The 21,693-nt window shown below is 34.2% G+C and carries 12 protein-coding genes; 10 read left to right on the top strand and 2 right to left on the bottom strand.

Features of this window, described 5'->3' with window-relative positions; all coding sequences use genetic code 11:
* Positions 1-183: 183 nt before the first annotated feature.
* From AC5ZCW_RS22055 to nagB, 8 genes are all read left to right on the top strand, one after another.
* Positions 184-3,711 carry a malectin domain-containing carbohydrate-binding protein gene (locus AC5ZCW_RS22055; RefSeq protein ID WP_496121799.1) on the top strand — a complete coding sequence of 1,176 codons (3,528 nt, stop codon included), beginning with the start codon at positions 184-186 and terminating at the stop codon, positions 3,709-3,711.
* 150 nt (positions 3,712-3,861) lie between these two features.
* On the top strand, positions 3,862-6,282 hold the full coding sequence (locus AC5ZCW_RS22060; RefSeq protein ID WP_496121801.1) for a glycoside hydrolase family 2 TIM barrel-domain containing protein: 2,421 nt from the start codon (positions 3,862-3,864) through the stop codon (positions 6,280-6,282).
* 273 nt (positions 6,283-6,555) lie between these two features.
* A complete protein-coding gene (locus AC5ZCW_RS22065) occupies positions 6,556-7,113 on the top strand; it encodes a YdeI/OmpD-associated family protein (protein WP_496121802.1) in 558 nt (185 codons plus the stop codon).
* A 49-nt stretch (positions 7,114-7,162) separates the two neighbouring features.
* Positions 7,163-7,819, top strand: a complete 657-nt coding sequence (locus tag AC5ZCW_RS22070; RefSeq protein WP_496121803.1) for a Pr6Pr family membrane protein — start codon at positions 7,163-7,165, stop codon at positions 7,817-7,819.
* A gap of 251 nt (positions 7,820-8,070) precedes the next feature.
* Positions 8,071-8,433, top strand: coding sequence for a BlaI/MecI/CopY family transcriptional regulator (locus AC5ZCW_RS22075; RefSeq protein WP_496121804.1), 363 nt, complete (start codon positions 8,071-8,073; stop codon positions 8,431-8,433).
* Complete coding sequence (locus AC5ZCW_RS22080) at positions 8,430-10,442, top strand: M56 family metallopeptidase (protein WP_496121805.1); 2,013 nt, start codon at positions 8,430-8,432, stop codon at positions 10,440-10,442. Before AC5ZCW_RS22075 ends, AC5ZCW_RS22080 begins: the two co-directional genes overlap by 4 nt.
* Before the next feature lie 294 nt (positions 10,443-10,736).
* Positions 10,737-12,830 (top strand): alpha-L-fucosidase, encoded by a 2,094-nt coding sequence (locus AC5ZCW_RS22085; RefSeq protein ID WP_496121807.1) that lies wholly within the window; start codon positions 10,737-10,739, stop codon positions 12,828-12,830.
* 373 nt (positions 12,831-13,203) lie between these two features.
* A complete protein-coding gene (gene nagB, locus AC5ZCW_RS22090) occupies positions 13,204-15,117 on the top strand; it encodes a glucosamine-6-phosphate deaminase (RefSeq protein ID WP_496121808.1) in 1,914 nt (637 codons plus the stop codon).
* A 212-nt stretch (positions 15,118-15,329) separates the two neighbouring features.
* Here nagB and AC5ZCW_RS22095 read toward each other — a convergent pair whose 3' ends face one another.
* Together AC5ZCW_RS22095 and AC5ZCW_RS22100 are read right to left on the bottom strand one after the other, a co-directional pair.
* Entirely contained in the window at positions 15,330-16,043 is a 714-nt protein-coding gene (locus AC5ZCW_RS22095; RefSeq protein WP_343543960.1) for a LytR/AlgR family response regulator transcription factor, read from the bottom strand.
* A gap of 71 nt (positions 16,044-16,114) precedes the next feature.
* Positions 16,115-17,173: a sensor histidine kinase gene (locus AC5ZCW_RS22100; RefSeq protein ID WP_343543962.1), complete on the bottom strand. Its 1,059-nt coding sequence runs from the start codon at positions 17,171-17,173 to the stop codon at positions 16,115-16,117.
* A 130-nt stretch (positions 17,174-17,303) separates the two neighbouring features.
* Between AC5ZCW_RS22100 and AC5ZCW_RS22105 the strand changes: the two genes are divergently transcribed.
* Together AC5ZCW_RS22105 and AC5ZCW_RS22110 are read left to right on the top strand one after the other, a co-directional pair.
* Positions 17,304-19,541, top strand: a complete 2,238-nt coding sequence (locus tag AC5ZCW_RS22105; protein WP_496121809.1) for a GH92 family glycosyl hydrolase — start codon at positions 17,304-17,306, stop codon at positions 19,539-19,541.
* A 22-nt stretch (positions 19,542-19,563) separates the two neighbouring features.
* A complete protein-coding gene (locus AC5ZCW_RS22110; RefSeq protein WP_496121811.1) occupies positions 19,564-21,441 on the top strand; it encodes a sodium:solute symporter family protein in 1,878 nt (625 codons plus the stop codon).
* The last annotated feature ends 252 nt before the right edge of the window (positions 21,442-21,693 follow it).

A 21,693-nucleotide genomic window follows, 5' to 3' on the forward strand; every position in this document is an offset into this window, starting at 1 on the left:
TAAAAGGATACCGCCTCAATCCCTCACGCGAATAAACGTAAAGTTAAACCTGACGAGTTTTTAAAACCCGTCAGGTTTGCTCGAAGTAAACGTGATTAGACCTAACAGGTTTTTAAAACCTGTTAGGTCTGTTATCAAGATAACTTAAAACAACCTTATAATCACTTATATGGTTTTGAAAATATGAATAGAATAGTTTTTTTTATTTTTTGTTTTTTTTCAAGTCTTTGCTTTGTTTGGAGTCAGAGCAAAGATTCGGGGAAGTTTCGTAAAGAAATTTCGCTGAATTCGTCTTGGGAAACCATAATATTGGATAATCTTCCGCTGAAAGAAGAAGATTTTGTAGAAAATCCAAAAACTGATTCCAATTGGCAGCAGGTTAGTGTGCCTCACAATTGGGATCAGTATTATGGTTTCAGAAGAACAAAACATGGAAATTTACATGGTACCGCTTGGTACAAAAAAACGCTAAAACTCGATAAGAAAGACAGTTCAAAACAGCATTTTCTTTATTTTGAAGGTGTAAGTTCTTATGCAACGGTTTGGATAAATGGTAAAAAAGTAGGCGAACACAAAGGCGGAAGAACTACTTTCACCTTGGACATTTCCAAAGCGGTTTCTTTCGACAAAGAAAATATCATTTTAGTAAAAGCTTCACATCCCTCTTTTATAGCAGATCTTCCTTGGGTTTGCGGAGGCTGTTCGGGTGAATGGGGATTTTCTGAAGGTTCTCAGCCAATGGGAATTTTTAGGCCAGTTTCTTTGGTAATTACAAACAATGTTAGAATTCAGCCGTTTGGTGTTCATATCTGGAACGATAAATCGGTTTCTAAACAAAAAGCGATTCTTCATACGATTACAGAAATTAAGAATTACAGCACTTCACAACGAAACTTAACTATCGAAAATATCCTTCTGGATGCGTCAGGAAAGAAAGTTGTTGTCAATAAAAGCGATAGCAAAATCAATTCGGGAGAAACAAAGGAAATAGCACTGACACTTCCTGAGATTCAGAATCCGAAATTATGGTCGCCATCCAATCCGTATTTGTATAAATTGGTTACTTCAGTTTACGAAAACGGAAAAATAATCGATCAGTTAACAACGCCTTACGGAATTCGCTGGGTAAGTTGGCCGGTTAGTCGTGACGGAAAAGACAATCGTTTTTTTATTAATGATGAACCAGTCTTTATAAACGGCGTTTGCGAATACGAACATTTGATTGGAAAAAGTCATTCGTTTTCAGACGAAATGATTCATTCCAGAATCGAACAGATAAAAGCAGGCGGATTTAACGCTTTTAGAGAAGCGCATCAGCCTCATAATTTATTATATCAAAAAGAATTAGACGAAAACGGAATCCTGTTTTGGAGCCAGTTTTCGGCACATATTTGGTATGATACTCCAGAATTTAAAGAAAACTTCAAAACTCTTTTACGAGAATGGATTAAGGAACGCAGAAACAGTCCGTCGGTTGTTATGTGGGGATTGCAGAACGAAAGCACTATTCCGAAAGAATTTGCGGAAGAATGCACACAGATTATCCGCGAAATGGATCCGTTATCAGCATCGCAAAGAATCGTAACAACTTGTAACGGTGGAGAAGGAACCGATTGGAATGTCGTTCAAAACTGGTCGGGTACTTATGGCGGAGATCCGTTAAAGTATCATTTAGAAATGACGACTCAATTATTAAACGGAGAATACGGCGCGTGGCGTTCTGCCGATTTGCATACCGAAGGCGAGTTTGATCAAAAAGGAACTTTAAGCGAAAACCGTTTTTCTCAGTTAATGGAAATTAAAGTTAGAGAAGCCGAATCTGTAAAAGATAAAATTGCAGGACAGTTTAATTGGCTTTTTGCTTCTCACGAAAATCCGGGACGAGTGCAAAACGGAGAAGGTTTTAGAGACATTGACAAAGTTGGCCCAGTAAATTACAAAGGACTTTTTACCATTTGGGGTGAGCCTTTGGATGCATTTTACATGTACCGCGCCAATTATGTTTCAAACAAAACCAATCCGATGGTGTATATCGTTTCGCATACTTGGCCAAGTCGTTGGGAAAAACCGGGAATCAAAAACGGAATCGATATTTATTCGAATTGTGATGAAGTAGAATTGTTTAACGATGTGAATAAATCTTCTTTAGGAAAACTAAAAAATCCAGGAATCGGTCAGCATTTTCAGTTTAATAATGTCAATATTCAATACAATGTTTTATATGCTGTTGGTTATGTAAATGGAAAAGCGGTTGCTAAAGATTATATCGTTTTAAATAATTTTCCAAAAGCACCAAGTTTTGATGCTTTAACGTCTGAGAAAACGGATATAACAAAAGCCCAAAAAGGGTATAATTATATTTACAGAGTAAATTGCGGAGGTTCTGAATTGACAGATTCTGCGGGAAATACTTGGTTTACAGATACACATAAAAACGGTCAAAACAGTTGGGGTTCGTTATCGTGGACAGATAATTTTGAAAAATTGCCAGATTTTTTTGCCAGTCAAAGAAAAACTTTTGACCCAATAAACGGAACAAAAGATCCTGAATTATTTCAAAGTTTTAGATACGGAGTTGATAAATTGCGTTACGAATTTCCAGTTCCAGATGGCGAATATTTAATAGAATTATATTTTACAGAACCTTGGTACGGAACTGGTGGCGGAATGGATTGCAAAGGCTGGCGTTTGTTTGACGTAGCAATTAATGATAATGTTGTTTTAAAAGATTTCGATATTTGGGCAGAAGCTGGACATGATAACGCTTTGAAGAAAACATTCAAAGTAAAAAGTACAAACGGAAAAATTGTGATTTCGTTCCCAAATGTAAAAGCTTCACAGGCAATTATTTCTGCCATTGCGATTGCAACAAAAGACATTCATGTAAGACCTGCGGAGGAATCTTCAAAAAACATTCAGAATCTAGTTTTAGATTCTTATGATAAAACTAACAGAGTAACTTCATGGCTAGATATTAATTCAAAACAATATTCAGATTCTGATGTTGTTTTTACCGAATTGCCTTCTGAGGTTTTTGGAGCAGATTATTTACAGTTTTCAGCTAATTCTAAAAATAAAGGTTCATTTACTGCTAAAGAAGATTCAGAATTATATCTTTTTATAGATAAGAAAAATTTGAATTTAGAGCAATTTTCGAAATATAAAAAAATAGAAGAAAAAGCTAAAAATAGCAGTCAAACGGAGTTTGAAGTTTTCACTAAAAAAATAAAGAAAGACGAGAAAGTTATTTTTGATAATTCTGAAACCATTTCGACAATTGCCGTCGTTCCAACTTATGATATGGGCGAAAAAGACGATTCGAGACCTGTTGTGATTATAGAAGCCGAAAAGACAAAAATAACGGGAGCTGGAATAGAAAAAGGAAATTTCAAAAAAGCGGATTATATTGAGTTCACAAAAAAGACAAACAATAGCATTGAGTTTGAAGTAAAACCAGGAGTTGCTGGAATTTACTTAATGCGTTTTCGTTTTATGAATAGAAATGAAACGCCATTAAAAGTGAAATTCAAAATGGAAGATGCCTACGGAATTTTAATGCGAAATGATACGATTGAGTTTTTCCCTTCACCAGAAAAATGGAAGATTTTAAATACGACTTCTGGGGGGTATATTAATGCAGGAACGTATAAAATTACGTTGGAAGGTGATGATTTGAAGGGATTAATGTTGGATAATTTCGAATTTCAGTAAATGGTAGTTTGCCACGAAGGCACAAAGACGCCAAGGTTTTATTGTAGAGATGCACAGCAGTGCGTCTAACACATAGTATGGACAATTGGAGCGTAGACGCACTGCAGTGCGTCTTTACAGAAAAATACGATTAGAATAAAAAACATATTTATGATTAAACATAAAAACACATTTCAAAAAATTACAATTGCATTATTGTTTTCAATATCAGTTTTTGCACAAAAACAAGCCAGAATTGTTGAAGATTTCAACAAAAATTGGAACTTCAAATTAGGAGATTATCCAGAAGCAGTTAATGCCAATTATAATGCATCAGATTGGAGAGCACTTCAATTGCCACATGATTGGAGTATTGAAGGAGCTTTTGATAAAGATGCTAAAACCAAGCAAGCACAAGGATTTTTGCCCGCTGGAAAAGGGTGGTATCGTAAAGTCTTTACTATTCCGGCAAGCTGGAAAAGTAAAACCATTTCAATTGAGTTTGATGGTGTTTTTAAGAATAGCGAAGTTTTTATAAATGGGAAATCATTAGGAATTCGTCCAAATGGTTATATCTCTTTTGGTTATGATTTGTCTCCCTATTTAAATTATGGACAGGCCAATACTATAGCCGTTAAAGTTGATAACGATGCTCAGCCAAACTCAAGATGGTATACAGGTTCTGGAATTTACAGAAATGTGAGATTGGTGACAACTGAAAAATTACACGTTGGAAAGTGGGGAACTTTTGTGACTACGCCCGAAGTTTCAACAGCGAAATCAAAAGTGCATTTAGAAGTTACAATTGATAATGATTATGATACTGCCAGAGAATTTACATTGGTTACTTCTATTTTAGATGGCAATAATAAAGAAGTGGCAAATAAGATTTCTGTAGAGAAAATTGAGGCTAAAGCATTTGAAACGAAGGTGCATAATCTTGAAGTTCTAAAGCCACAATTATGGAATATTGAAAACCCGTATTTGTATAAAGTAATCACAAAAATTTACGAGAAATCTGTACTAGTAGATAATTATGAAACGCCACTTGGATTTAGATTTTTCAATTTCGATTCAGAGAAAGGATTTTCATTAAATGGAGTTCCAACCAAAATATATGGAGTTTGTCTGCATCACGATAATGGTGCTTTGGGGGCAGTTGAAAATATTCACGCGGTTAGAAGAAAACTGACTTTGATGAAAGAAATGGGAGCCAACGCTATCAGAATGTCTCATAATCCACATTCTTTGGAAATGATGCAATTGTGCGACGAAATGGGATTTATCGTTCAGGATGAAGCTTTTGACGTTTGGAAAAAGAAAAAAGTAACCAACGATTACCACAAAGATTGGGATGCTTGGCACAAACAAGATTTAGAAGATTTTATTAAAAGAGACCGTAACCATCCATCAGTAATGATGTGGAGTATTGGTAACGAAATTAGAGAGCAGTTTGATTCGACAGGAATTGCGATTACAAGAGAATTGGCTAAGATTGTTAAATCTTTAGATGTCACTCGCCCTGTGACTTCGGCTTTGACAGAAAATGTAATTGAGAAAAACTTTATTTATCAGTCAGGAGCTTTAGATCTTTTGGGTTTCAACTATAAACACGAAGATTATAAAGATTTTCCAACGAAATTTAAAGGGCAGAAAATATTAGCCTCTGAAAGTGTTTCGGCTTTAGAAACGCGTGGACATTATGATTTTCCAGACGGAATTAAAGCATGGCCAACAAAATACGGCGCTGCGTTTGACGGAAATGCAGATTGGACGGTTTCGGCTTACGATCAGGTGAAATCGTATTGGGGAGCGACGCACGAAGAAAACTGGAAAACGATTAAAAGTCAGGATTTCATGGCAGGAACTTTTATCTGGACAGGTTTTGATTATATCGGAGAACCAGACCCGTATCCATTTCCTGCAAGAAGTTCATATTTCGGAATTGTAGATTTAGCTGGACTGCCAAAAGATGTGTATTATATGTATCAAAGTGAATGGTCGAATAAAACGGTTCTGCATATTTTACCGCATTGGAACTGGAAAAAAGACCAAGAAGTCGAAGTTTGGGCCTATTATAATAATGCTGATGAAGTAGAATTATTTTTAAATGGAAAGTCGTTAGGAAAAAAATCAAAACAAAATGATGATTTGCATATTTCATGGAGAGTGAAATTTGAACCTGGAACATTAAAAGCTGTTTCTAGAAAGAACGGAAAAGTAGTTTTAGAGAAAGAAATCCGTACAGCAGGAGAAGCTTCAAAATTAGACTTGCAAGCTGATAAAACTGCAATTAAAAACGATACTTACGATTTGGTTTACGTGACAGTTTCTATGACGGATAAAGATGGGAATTTAGTGCCAAACGCAATGGATTTAGTCAATTTTGAAGTAACTGGCGGAGGAAAATTAGTTGGAGTCGATAATGGTTATCAGGCTAATTTAGATTCTTTTAAAGCCAATTCTTGTAAGTTGTTTAATGGAAAATGCGTTGTAATTATTCAGTCGAATGGAAAGAAAGAGAATATTAAGTTGAAGGCGACAGCAGGAAATGGAATTTCGGTTGCATCGATTAAGATAAGCGTTAACTAATTTTATATGTCGCTCCCGTTGGAGCTTTGATTCTCTAATCGTTGATTATTTCTATAAATATTAAGCTTCTCCGAAGCTTTATTTTAGATAATTATTCGATTTCAATATTAGCTCTGGAAGAGCGAAATATTTATAGAAAAATGATTCTCTCATAAGAGAAAGCTCCAGAGGAGCGAAATAATATAAACAATCAGAATCCGCTTCAAACTAGAAGCGGATTTTTTCTTTTAAGCATTTAAAATATTGATATATTTATAAAATAATTTAAAAGAAATGACACCAATCTTCTTCCCAAATCAATTAGACTTTAGAAAATGGCTTGAGAAAAACCATCTAAAAGAAAAAGAACTTTTGGTCGGTTTTTATAAAGTTATGAGTAAAAAGCCTTCTATGAGCTGGTCAGAATCTGTAGATCAAGCGCTTTGTTTTGGCTGGATTGATGGCGTTAGAAAATCTATTGACTCGGAAAGCTATACAATTCGTTTTACTCCAAGAAAGCCTTCTAGCATTTGGAGTGCGATTAATATTCAGAAGATAGAAGATTTGACAAAAGCGGGATTAATGACCGATGCTGGTTTGAAAGCGTTTGGTTTTAGAACCGAAAATAAGTCTAAGATTTATTCGCACGAAAAAGAACCAGTTCCGTTGTTAGATGTTTACGAGAAACAGTTTAAAAACAATGAAACTGCTTGGGAATTTTTTGAGAAGCAAGCTCCTTCTTATAAAAAAGTGATGATTCATTGGATTATGAGCGCCAAGCAAGAAAAAACACAGCTTTCAAGACTAGAAAAAACGATTACAGAAAGTGAAAAACAGAAAAGAGTCTTGTAGCTATTTTGAATAAAATGTTTTACTTTAGTAATCTGACTTTTAGTGAAATATGGAGAAAGAAAATACCACAAAAATAAAAGGGGAGATTTTGCTAGGTATTATTTTTGCCCTAGAATTATACGCCTTGCCTGTACAGTTTTATTTGCTATTAAAAAATCCTGAATTCACTTTTTTTAGTGCAGCAGTTCGTTTTTTTAGTTTTTTTACCATTACAACAAATACGATCGTTTTTCTTTGCACTGCTTTGTTGCTATTTGGTGGTAAAAGTAAGTCAAATGCTTTTTTCAGAAAGTGTACTACTATTACGGCCATTACAGTTTATATATTGATTGTCGGAATTGTTTTTAACTTACTTCTTCGTCCAACTCTCCATTTAGAAGGACATCATCTTATTGTAAGCGAAATTTTTCATACGGTCGTTCCCATTTTATTTTTGGTTTTCTTGTTGTTTTTTGTAAGTCCAGAAAAGATCTCTTTTAAAGTTATTTCGTCTTGGCTGATTTATCCAATTATCTACATCATTTATACTTTATTTCACGGAATTGCAACCGAATTTTATCCGTATCCTTTTATAGACGCAACTAAATTAGGTTTTCAAACGGCAATTATAAACGGATTTTTCGTTTTAATCTCTTTTGTGGTTTTGTCTGTGATTTTGATTTTAATTTCAAAAATTAGAACTAAGAAGATTAGCTTGGAAGACTAAAATAAAATATTCAATCTTCTCGTCAGGAATTAACAAAAAAGGGACTTTCTTCTTTCCTTCTTTCTCCTGAAATTTTTCTATAAACTTCACTTTTAGGTTATAATTAATTGTTTCTTAAGTTGTTAAGTATAAAAATTCATTGCCTGAATATTCCGTAATTACTGGCCTGACTAATTAATTAGTATAAATATTAATCAATTAGTTTTGCTACTAATTAATTAGTAGTTATATTTGTCAAAAGAATTTCTACTATGATAAAATTAGCCAAACGAGAAGAACAGATTATGCAGGTTTTTTGGGATTTAAACAAAGCCTTCATCAGAGACATTATTCCATTGTTGCCAGATCCGAAACCACATTATAATAGTGTTGCAACGATTGTCAAAATATTAGAAGAAAAAGGGTTTCTAAATCGGGAAACAATAGGGAATATGCATTGCTTTTTTCCGGTAATTCAAAGAGAAGAATATCAGCAATTTGCATTGAAAGATGTTGTAAGCCACTATTTTGATAATTCGTATCCACGAATGCTTGCCTTTTTTGCTAAAGAGCAAAAATTAACCGAAAAAGAATTGGACGAAATCGTAAACATGATAAAAAAAGATTCTAAATGATACCTTATATTCTATACACAGCGCTTATTCTTTTTGCTTGTCTTATGTTTTATAAGCTGCTTTTGCAGAAAGAGACTTTTTATAACTTGAATAGATTTGTTTTGCTTGCGTGCATGCTAGTAGCTTTTACTTTGCCGTTGCTCCCGATTCCGCAACAATTCTCTCTTCAAAAACAGAAAGCAACTGCAGCTATTCCTTCCATAAAAAAAACAGTTGCAAAAGAATCAACTGCTGAGCTAAAACCACTTCCTGTAAATGAAGTTTTAGTAAATGAAACAAAGCAACAGTTTAATATGGCTTTGGTCCTGCAGTGGATAGTGTATTTGTATTGGTTTGGTGTCATTGTTTTTGCGCTTAATTTTTTGATGCAAGCTGTTATATTATTTTACAGAGCGTACACATCAGAGATTATTAGGGATGGAAAATTTAGGATTGTCGAAATAACAGGCGATAAAGCACCTTGTTCTTTTGCTAATAATATTTTTATAAATCCTGAAAAATACGAATGGGAAACGTACAATCAGATTTTGCTGCATGAAAAAATTCACATTGAGCAAAAACATACTATTGATCTTTTGCTTGCAGAAATCGTACTTGTTTTTCAGTGGTTTAATCCTTTTGCTTGGCAATGGCGAAAAGCATTAGAAAGTAATCTTGAATTTTTGACAGATAACGAAATGCTACAACAAGGTAGCGTAGAAAAAGAAAGTTATCAATTTAGCCTGCTTAAAGTAGCGGCGCCACAATTTCCTTTGAGTCTTACAACTAACTATAATCAATCATTACTCAAAAAACGAATCATTATGATGAATTCAAAAAAATCAAACGTAAACACAACATGGAAATATTTTTTCCTGTTACCATTATTGGTATTGTTTGCCTGCCTTTTTAATCAACCGGCAGCGCAAAGTCAGACGCTAACTTCGAATATTAAAAACGAAGGAACTAAAGCGAGTCCAAACACTCAAAAGGGTGATCAAACGGAAGGAAACTGGTTTGCCACAATCAAAGGCAATAAAGTAGAAATGGAGTTTAAAAACGACGAGAATAGCCATTCTACTCATACTTATGATATTAGCGAGTTTACCGGATTGTCAAAAGATAAACAAGGAACATTTTCTCTAACACGTGAAGCAGGAACAATGAACTTTACTGGAAAATTTGAAGGAAATAGCGGAATGGGAACGTATAAGTTTGTTGGCAATAAAAATTTCGCCAAAGAAATGGCTGCACAAGGAATTACATTGGCAGATGATACAGATCTTATGGTTTTCTTTGCTGTTAATATAAAAACGTCGTATGTAAAAATGCTGCATAAAAAAGGATATAAAAATGTAGACAAAGAACAAGTAATTCCGTTGGCGGCTTTAAACGTAAGTGAAGATTACATTGATTCTATTAAAGATGCCGGAATTGGAAATATAGATATTGAAACGCTGATTCCTTTTAAATCCTTAAACATTGATAAAGCTTTTATTGAAGATATTATTAAATCGGGTTATAAAAATGTTTCACCAGAAAATCTGATCACTTTAAAATCTCAAAATATTGACGGAAAGTATATTAATGATTACCGTTCTTCGGCAAAAACAAAAAAGAATGAAAATGGAGAAGAGGATGAGGACAATATTGTTGCTTTCAAAACTTTAAACATAGATAAAGCTTATATTGATTCTTTTAAGAAAATAGGTTATAATGATCTTTCAAACGACGACTTAATTGCTTTAAAAGCTTTAAATGTAACTCCAGAATATGTTGGTCAATTTGAAAAAGTAGGTTATAAAAACATTTCGTCTGAAAATCTTGCGGCTTTAAAATCACAAAATATCACAGCAGATTTAGTTAAGGAATATAAGGATCTGGGCTTTTCAGATCTAGATTTAAATGATATTGTGGGTGCAAAAGCGGTTGGTGCAACGCCAACTTTCATTAAAGCTATGAGAGAAAAAGGACATAACTTTAAAGGTATTGAAAAGTATATAGCTTTAAAAGCAGTTGTTGGCAACTAAGCTGATATTGCTTTTGATAGTTAAAGCAATACATTTTCTCTGTAAATAAAATATTCAAGTTGTAAGACTACAATCAAAATATAGTAATAAAGCCCAAATCTACAGATTTGGGCTTTATTTTTTAGCAACTTCAAAAAACAGTTATTTTAAAAATAGTATACTCAAACGAATTATTTAAATAAAATCATTTTATACCAAAATGCTGTAAAAAATGTTGTTGGTCGAAATTCTATTCGAAAGATTTCAATTTATACTACATTTATGTTTTATAGATTATTTTAAAGCAAAGCAGCAATGAAAAAAATATTTCTTTCCTTATGTCTTTTGGGTATAATTTCTAGTGCTTCAAGTCAGGAATTGATGAATGCTCCAAAGCCTTTTGGACCACTTCCGACACAGAAACAAATCGATTGGCAGGAAATGGAATTTTATGCTTTTGTGCACTTTTCATTAAATACTTTTACGAATAAAGAATGGGGTTATGGAGACGAATCTCCGGAACTTTTTAATCCGTCGCAGTTAGACGTTCGCCAATGGGCGCGCGTGGTAAAAGAGGCAGGAATGAAAGGCATTATTCTCGTTGCTAAACATCATGACGGATTCTGTTTATGGCCATCGGCTTATACAGAACGTTCAGTTAAGAATTCGCCTTGGGAAAACGGAAAGGGAGATTTGGTAAAAGAATTGGCTGCTGCCTGTAAAGAATACGATTTAAAATTAGGATTATATCTTTCGCCTTGGGACAGAAACCATCCGCAATACGGCAAACCAGAATATATCACGTATTTCAGAAATCAGTTAAAAGAATTATTGACCAATTATGGAGACGTATTCGAAATGTGGTTTGACGGAGCAAATGGCGGAGACGGTTATTATGGTGGTGCAAACGAAACTAGAAAAATCAATTCTTTGACTTATTATAATTGGGATGAAACTTATAAGTTAATCTACGATATCGCGCCAAAAACGCTAGTTTGGGGAGTTGGACCATCTGAAGCAAGATGGATTGGAAATGAAGAAGGACGTGCAGGAAAAACCAATTGGTCGTTACTACGCCAGAAAGATGAATTGGCTGGGAAAGTACATTACTCTGAGTTTATGTCTGGACATGAAGACGGAGAAAAATGGGTTCCTGGCGAAGCTGATGTTTCCATAAGACCAGGATGGTTTTATCATTCTGTTGAAGACGATAAAGTGCGTTCGCTTGACGAAATGGTCGATATTTATTATGAATCGATTGGACGAAATGCTACTTTATTATTAAATCTTCCTGTTGATACGCGAGGTTTGGTTCATGAAAATGACGAAGCAAGATTGAAAGAATTGGTTGCCACTATTAAAGCCGATTTCAAAAAAGAACTATTAGCAGAAACTCAGGTTCAGGCTTCAAACATTCGTGCAAACGATTTTAATTTTGGTCCGCAGAATGTAATCGACGGAAATAAAAATACGTATTGGGCAACTGACGATAAAGTAAAACAAGCTACAGTGGAATTTACGTTTAAAAAGCCAACAGCAATCAATAGAATTTTACTTCAAGAATATATTAAACTGGGACAGCGCATAAAAGTATTTTCTATTGAAGTAAAAGTTGATGGACAATGGAAAACAATCGCCAATGAAACTACTATTGGCTACAAAAGAATCTTACGTTTAGACCGTGTTGCGGCTTCTGCACTTAGAGTGAATATTCTGGATGCAAAAGCTGGATTTGTAATTAGTGCAATTGAGGCTTACAATGCGCCAACTTTTGTAAAAGAACCTCAAATTCTTCGCGATAAAAATGGTTTGGTTACGATTAAATCAGAAGAAGGAAATGCTGTTTATTACACTTTAGATGGAAAGACACCTACTGAAAAAAGCACTTTATACAAAGCACCATTTGTATATAATAATGAAGTAGAAATTAAAGCTATTTCAAGAAACGCTAAAGAGAAAATCAATAGTGCTGTAAAGAGCGCAAAATATGGTGTTTCTAAAGAGAAATGGAAAGTAATTTCGGCTTCGAGCGGTGATAGCAAATCGGTTGAAAGAATTATTGACGGCAATGCTAATACAGAATGGAGTTTTGGAAATGATGAAAACAAATTGCCACAAAGTGTTGTTATTGATATGGGAGAATTGATCAGTATTAAAGGTTTTACTTATACGCCACAGCAGGTTGGCAACAATTTAAATTTGATATCAAATTATGAATTGTATACAAGTGTAGATAGTTTTTATTGGGACAAACAATCAGAAGGAGAATTTTCGAATGTTAAACACAATCCGATCGAGCAGGTTAAAAATTTTGCTGCAGTAAAAGCAAGATTTTTGAAATTTGTCGCCACAGCTGCTGTCGGGAAAACGCAAACAGTTTCGATAGCTGAAATTGGAGTTGTGGAATAAAAGTCCTTTTTTGGGAAAACAAAGTTGTTTTAAAAAGAGTTGATATTGGAATATTTATAAGATTATATTCTACATTAAAACCCCGGAGGGGTGAAATATTTATAGATTACCATAAAGGAAATGAAGAAAGCTCCAGCGGAGCGACATATAATACGATTGTAGAAAAATATGTCGCTCCGCTGGAGCTTTGATTTTGTAATCGTAGATTATTTCTATAAATATTAAGCTTCTCCGAAGCATATAAAAAAGGAGTTGCTTTTTTGAAACTGTCCTATTTTGTCTTTTGCCGAAGCGCAGTCGTTATTAGTCGAATTTTTGTTAGCAACGGATTATATAATTCTACTTTTATCTTAGTAATTAAATGGCAAGGCAAATGATTAAAGAAGATATAGGTTTTAGAGAAGCAGGAAAATTTGAAGAAACACGTTTTGAGAAAACTCATAATGTTATTTTCGAGTCCTCGCAAGAAGCTTCTATATTGGTCGCTCGTGAAATTGCTAATTTAATTCAGAGAAAAAGCGAGTTAAACGAACCTTGTGTTTTAGGTTTGGCTACAGGTTCTTCGCCAATTAAGGTTTACGAAGAATTGGTGAGAATGCATAGAGAAGAAGGTCTGAGTTTTGAGAACGTTGTGACTTTCAATTTAGATGAATATTATCCGATGGATAAAAATGATATTCAGAGTTATTATCATTTTATGCACGAACATTTATTCAATCATGTCAATATTCATCCAGAAAACATTAATATTCCAGACGGGCAGGTAAGCGCAGAAGAATTACAGCAATACTGTATTGATTACGAGATGAAAATTATCTCTTACGGAGGATTAGATTTTCAGCTTTTAGGAATTGGAAGGACGGGACATATTGGGTTTAATGAACCTGGTTCGCATGTAAATTCGGGAACAAGAAGCATTACACTTGATCATATTACGAGAGTCGATGCGGCTTCCTCTTTTTTAGGAATAGATAATGTTCCTAGAAAAGCGATTACAATGGGAATTGGAACCGTTAGAAATGCAAAAAGAATTGTTTTGCTTGGTTGGGGAATCAGTAAAGCAGGAATTATAAAAAAGACTATCGAAGGAGAAGTTTCTTCGCAAGTGCCAGCTACGTATTTACAAGAGCATAACAACACAACATTTGTTCTAGATACAGAAGCTTCATCTGAATTAACAAGGGTTAAAACGCCTTGGCTGGTTAAATCTTGTATTTGGACAGATGAATTAAAATTAAAAGCAGTGGCTTGGTTGAGTGAATTAACCAAGAAACCTTTCCTTAAACTGACTGATAAAGATTATAACGACAATGGAATGTCGAGTCTTTTGACGGAGGAAGGAACTGCATACGATTTGAACATTAAAATGTTTAATAAAATGCAGCAAACCATCACGGGATGGCCGGGCGGAAAACCCAACGCTGATGATACGTACAGACCGGAGCGTTCCACGCCGGAAAAGAAAAGAATTATCATTTTCAGCCCGCATCCAGATGATGATGTGATTTCGATGGGAGGAACTTTTGACCGTTTGATAGAGCAGGGACATGAAGTTCATGTGGCGTACCAAACATCAGGAAATATTGCGGTTTCTAATGAAGAAGCACTGAAGTTTGCTGAGATTTCGAAAGCATTGCACCCAGATTCTAGAATGTCTGATAAAATAATTGACTTTCTTCAGAATAGATCAGGAAATGAGATTGATGCGCCTGAAGTTAGAAAATTAAAAGGATTAATTAGAAGAAGTGAATCTTTTGGTGCCACGCGTTATTTAGGTTTGTCAGATACTAATGTGCATTTTTTAGATCTTCCGTTTTATGAAACTGGAACAGTAAAAAAGAATAATCTTTCGGATGCAGATATCGACATTATGTGTGATATTATTGAAAGAATAAAACCGCATCAAATTTATGCCGCAGGAGATTTGGCAGATCCGCACGGAACTCATAAAGTGTGTTTAGATAGTTTGTTTGAAGCTTTAAAAATTCTAAAACACAATAGTTTTATGAACGATTGCTGGGTTTGGCTTTACAGAGGCGCTTGGCATGAATGGGAATCGTACCAAATTGACATGGCAGTACCAATGAGTCCCGATCAGGTTTTAAAGAAACGACATGCTATTTTTTATCACCAGTCTCAAAAAGACGGCGTAATGTTTCAAGGTGATGACAGCAGGGAGTTTTGGGTGCGAGTTGAAGACAGAAACAGATTGACTGCAGAAAAATACCACAGCTTAGGATTAGCAGATTATTCGGCTATTGAGGCGTTTAAACGTTATCATTTCTAAGTGCTTTTGCAGCAATAAAGATAATAGACTATTTCATGGTTTATTTTGGTTAGTTACCTATAATTGAGAGAAAATGCGGTCGTGGTTGGCCGCATTTTCATTTTTTATATGGTCTGGTGAAATGTGATCTGTAAAATGTGAAATGTGAGTTGACAAATGAGCATAAAAAAAGTTAGATATTTTACATCTAACTTATTACATATAACTTTTTACTAAATAGAAGAGCTCAAAATTTTCTGTTTTACTTCATCAATATAAGATCTTCCAATCACATATCGAAGTCCTTCAATTTCAATACTGTTTCCTTCTACGGCGTCAATTTTATCAATTGCAATGGTGTATGATCTGTGGATTCTGATGAAATCTCTTTCTGGCAATAATCCTGTAAAATCTGATAAAGTGCTGTGAATAATGAATTTTCCTGAAGTGGTGCTTATTTTTAAATAATCTTTTAAACTTTCGATAACCAAAATCTCATTCAGGAAAATCTTTTTCATTTTTTTCTTGTCGATTTTAACGAAAATAAAAGGGTTTTCTTTATTGTTTTCCTGCGGAACTTTGCTGGTATTGTTAAGCCTTTTGTTAATCTTGTTGACTGCTTTCATTAATCTTGGAAACTCAATTGGTTTTACCAGATAATCCAAAACATCAAGTTCGTAGGTTTCGATTGCAAATTGGTCGTAAGCACTCGTAATAATCAATAAAGGCGGGTTTTCTAAACTTTTAATAAAATTAATACCGTCTAAAACAGGCATGTTTATATCTAGAAAAATTACATCAATGGTATTGTTCTTTAAGAAATTTAATCCTTCAATAGAATTACTAAAAGTGTTTACTAATTCTAAATCCTCAATCTGTTCAATATAATTTTTAATAACGTTTATTGCCAATGGCTCATCATCGATAATTAAACACTTTATTTTCATTTGTAAATATTATTTAGGCCGATATTTGGTTTTTTGTAGGTATAGTTTTCTAAACCGATAAAAGCTAGGGCTTAAGTGACTTTTATAACTAGTTTAACGACAAAAATATTCTTTTTATTTTTAAATGAAAGCTTATAGTCATTTTTATTATATCCCAGTTCAAGTCTTTTTTTGACATTTTCTATACCTATACCACTTGCCTTGTTAAAATTATCTTTATGTACGGTAATTTCGGGCATAGGGTTTGAAATTGTGAAATATAAATAATCACCTTTTACTTTAAATCTGATATCAATGAGAACATTTCCAGTATTTTTGTTAACGCCATGCTTGAATGCATTTTCGACGAAAGTCAAAAGTAAGACGGGAGAAATTTCTTTATCATGTATATCTCCCGAAATAGACATATCGACTTCCAAACGTTCTCCGTTTCTAATTCTTTCCAAATCCAAATAATTCTGAATGCAAAGAATTTCATTCTCTAAAGACTGTTTCTTTTCTTTTGTTTCATAAAGCATATAACGCATTAATTCTGAAAGTTTTAAAACGATTTTCGGAGTCTTGTTGGACTTTTCTACAGAAAGCGAATAAATGTTATTTAAAGTATTAAAGAAAAAGTGCGGTGAAATCTGAGATTTTAAAAACAGAAGTTCTGTTTCCAATTGCGATTTTTCTAGATCGGTTACACGTCTTTGTTCCTGTAATAAATCGAGCGTGATTTTAATTGCTGTAACAAACGTCATTACATACAATTCGCCCATCATCATATCAATCGTATAGTTTAATGTAAGGGTATTAATGGTCTGCGGACCTTCTGGCCAAACGTTATGAGTGATTAATAAATAAGTTAAGTTGAATTTTAAAACCACCATGATAAAAATCGCCGACAATACAGTTACTATATATAGGAAGTATTTTTTTTTATAAACGAAATGTGGCATTAAAACCAAAATATTCAGATAACATAATGCCATGTGAATTGGAAATCCAAGTAAAGTGGTTTTTAGAGAGTAGAGGTAATCGTTAAAATAACTTCCCCATCGGAATGTATTGAACACAAAATAGGTCAGCCAGAAGTAAACATGGTAGCGCACAGGTAAGCTGTAAGATTTGCTTGAGTTGAAAATCATATCGAGAGTATAAAATGTCGTTTGTTACTATTTTTTGATGTTTAGAGCTGTTTAAATGTCGTCCGTCTAAAAATATTTTGGTAAAAGTTGAATTTATCTAAATTTAAAGTTAAATTAATATTGTTTTGATATGAGGAAAATTACTCTGCTCTCTTTAACGGTAATTTTTATTGCAAGTTGCAAAATAAAAGTAGATAAAAACAAAGATCCAAAAAGTTTTGCAACAAATTATGTAGATCCTTTTATTGGTACTGGCGGTCACGGGCATACGTATCCTGGCGCGACAGTTCCGTTTGGGATGCTGCAAGTGAGTCCAGATAATGGAATTTCAAGCTGGGATTGGTGTTCTGGTTACCATTATTCTGACTCAATAGTTTCGGGTTTTAGTCACTTACACTTAAGCGGAACAGGAATCGGTGATTTGGCAGATATTTTATTTATGCCGACAAACAAAAAATTAGACTTAACCGCCAAAGCCGCTTCACGCGATTTCCTTCCGTATAAATCAAAATACAATCATGTTAACGAAAAAGCAACACCGGGTTCTTACCAAGTTTTTCTTGAAGATCCTAAAATCAATGTAGAATTAACGTCTACGCAAAGAACCGCATACCATAAGTATACCTATAATAATAACGATACACAATCTGTTGTTGTTGATTTAGGTTTCGCTATTAACTGGGACAAAGCGGTAAAAACGTCTATCAAAATTGAAGATGCCAACACTATTAGCGGATACCGTTACAGTACAGGCTGGGCAAAAAATCAGAAAGTGTTTTTTGTAGCGAAGTTTTCTAAACCCATTACAGAATCTATTATTACTGCTGATAAAAAAGTAGTTTCAGGTTCAAATGCTGAAGGCGAAAATACGGCTTTACAATTGTTCTTTGATTCTAAAAACTCTAAAGAATTGGGTGTAAAAGTGGCGCTATCTTCTGTTAGTGTTGAAAACGCAAAAGACAATTTAGATAAAGATCAGGAATTTGAAAAAGTAAAAGCTTCAGCATCTTCAGATTGGAACAAAGCTTTAAGCAAAATTACGGTAGAAACTCCAGTTGATTCTCTTAAAACTATTTTCTATACGGCTTTATATCATGCTCAAGTTGCGCCAGTGACTTACAGCGATAAAAACGGTCAGTTTAGAAGAGAAGACGATAAAATTATTACTGCTAAAGATTATACGGCATATTCTACTTTATCACTTTGGGATACTTTTAGAGCAGAGAATCCATTGCTGACAATATTAGAACCAACAAAAGTTTCCGATTTAGTTAATTCAATGTTAGCGTATTACGAAACTAAAAAGATTCTTCCGGTTTGGACTTTATATGCAAATGAAACCAATACCATGACAGGATATCATTCGATTCCAGTTATTGTTGATGCTTATCTAAAAGGTATTAAAGGTTTTGATGCCGAAAAAGCTTTTGAAGCAATGAAAGCGACAATGATGCAAGACGAACGCGGATTGAATTTCTACAAAAAATACGGTTACATTCCGTACAATTTATTAGATGAATCAGTTACGATTACTTTAGAATATGCTTACGACGACTGGTGTGTAGCGCAAATGGCAAAAGCATTAGGAAAAACAGCTGATTATGAGTTTTTCTCTAAACGTTCAAAAGCTTACGAATATTTATTTGATTCGAAATCTGGTTTCATGAGAGGAAAATCGGAAGATGGAAAATCTTGGAACGAGCCTTTCGACCCAAAACACTCCAACCACAGAGAACATACAGATTATACTGAAGGAAATGCTTGGCAGCACAGCTGGTTTGTGCCTCATAATGTAGATGAATTCATTAAGCTTCACGGCGGAAATGCCACTTTCACAAAACGTTTAGAACAACTATTTACAGAGAGTTCTGAGATTACAGGAAACAATGTTTCAGCAGATATTTCTGGTTTGATCGGACAATATGCACATGGAAACGAACCTAGCCATCATATTGCTTATATGTTTAATCATGCCAAACAGCCTTGGAGAACACAATATTGGGTGCGTCATATTTTGGATACGCAATACAATACCACAGCAAATGGTTTGAGCGGAAACGAAGACTGCGGTCAAATGTCGGCTTGGTATGTATTTAGTTCAATGGGATTATATCCAATGAATCCAGCTTCGGGAGAATACGAAATTGGAAGTCCGATTTTTGAGAAATCAACTTTAAATCTTCCAAACGGAAAAACTTTTGTAATTGAAGCAGAAAATGTTTCAGACAAAAATTTCTATATCCAATCGGCTACTTTAAACGGAAAAACATTTAATAAAACAGCCATTTCTCACCAAGAAATGCAAAAAGGCGGTGTACTTCATTTTGTAATGGGAGCACAGCCAAACCAAAACTGGGGTCTAAACTAACTAATTCAAAATAAATAACTTAATGAACATTATAGACGTATCAATCATTTTAATCTATATCGTACTTTCGGTCGGTATCGGAATCTGGATTTCAAGAAAAGCATCAAAAGGACTTGATGATTATTTCCTTGGAGGGAAATCAATCAAATGGTATTTCTTAGGATTGAGCAATGGCTCAGGAATGTTTGATGTTTCAGGAACTTCCTGGATGATTGGAGTTTTATTTTTATATGGCGTAAAAAGTTTCATGTTTATGTGGCTTTGGCCAATCTGGAATCAGATTTTTGTCATGATGTTCCTCGCAGTCTGGATTAGAAGATCAAAAGTAATGACGGGATCTGAATGGATTTTAACTCGTTTTGGAAGCGACAAAGCTGGAAAAGCATCGCATATTATTGTAGCTATTTTTGCTATTATTTCTACAATTGGTTTCATTGCTTATTTCTTTGTTGGAATCGGAAAATTTGTAACCATCATTCTTCCTTGGGATTTAACAGTTCACATGAATGGTTCTGTTTTCTTGACTTCAGAACAAGCTTATGCATTGTTAATCATTTTTTTAACTACAATTTATACGGTTAAAGGCGGAATGTTTTCTGTAGTTGCGACAGAAGTAGTGCAATATATTATTATGATTGTTGCCGGAGTTTTAATCGCGGGTTATGCATTCATCAATTATACAGATATTCAAATCAATTCGGTTATTACGCCAGAATGGAAAAATGTTTTCTTCGGATGGGAATTTGAAACGCAATGGAGCGATAAATTCGAAACTTTCAACAGATTAATTGATACTGAAGGTTACAAAATGTTCGGCGCTTTCATTGGAATGACTTTATTCAAAGGATTTTTCGCGAGTGTTGCAGGACCAACTCCAAGTTATGATTTACAACGTGTTCTTTCTACAAAATCGGTAAAAGAAGCAGCTTACATGAGTGGTTTCACGAACTTGATTTTATTTATTCCGAGATATTTATTAATCACAGGAATTGTGGTTATTGCATTAGTAAACCTTGCACCAGAATTAAATGCAAATGTTAATCTTACAGGAGCAGATTTAGAATTGTTGATGCCAAAAGTGGTGAATCTTTATATTCCAGTTGGTATTAAAGGAATTCTTCTAGCAGGTTTATTAGCAGCTTTCATGTCTGGATTCTCAGCTTTCGTAAATGCAGGACCAGCTTATATTGTAAATGATATTTATAAAAAATATTTCAAACCAGTTGCTTCAAACAAACACTATATTAAAGTAAGTCAGATTTCTTCTTTCTTGGTTGTTGGTCTTGGAGTTTTCATGGGATTCTTTGCAGATTCAATCAACTCATTAACACTTTGGATAACAAGTGCTTTATACGGAGGATACGTTGCAGCCAACTTCTTAAAATGGATTTGGTGGCGTTTTAACGGATGGGGTTATTTCTGGGGAATGGTCGGTGGATTAATTGCAGCTTCTCTTCAATTCATTTTAGATCAAAACAAAGGAAATTTAGCAGCGGGAACATTCTTGCATGACCTTTCGCAAGTACCATCAATCTACTTATTCCCATTAATTTTTGGAATGTCAATTTTGGGTTGCCTTTTAGGAACTTACTTAAGCAAACCAACAGATATGGAAGTTCTAAAATCGTTCTACAGCAACGTTAGACCTTGGGGATTCTGGACTCCAGTTTACAAACAATTAAAAGCGGAAGATCAGTCTTTCCAAAAAAATAATGATTTCTATTTAGATATGATGAATTGTGTAATTGGTATTATTTGGCAGTCAAGTATGATTCTGCTTCCAATTTATTTCATTATCAGAGATTATCCGAAAGCTGGAGTTGCTTTGGTAGTTTTCTTAGTGACAACTACGGTATTGAAGTTTACTTGGTTAGACCGAGTTCGTAAGATAGAAGAATAATACGTGTAGCAACTTTGTCAAAGTTTCAAACTTTGACAAAGTTTTACCATACAGTTTGTCATTTCGACGAAGGAGAAATCTTCGTAAGAAGCTCCATCTCGTAAGTTGCCAATCTTTGTAGAGTTACTCGTGGAGATTTCTCCTTCGTCGAAATTGTAAAGGTTAGATATTTCGGTAACAAAATTTAAATTTAATAAATTTTGTTACGATGAGAAATAATAGTCAAGATTGTACATTAGAGAGGAACTATTT

The sequence above is a fragment of the Flavobacterium sp. PLA-DH12 genome (assembly GCF_059511845.1).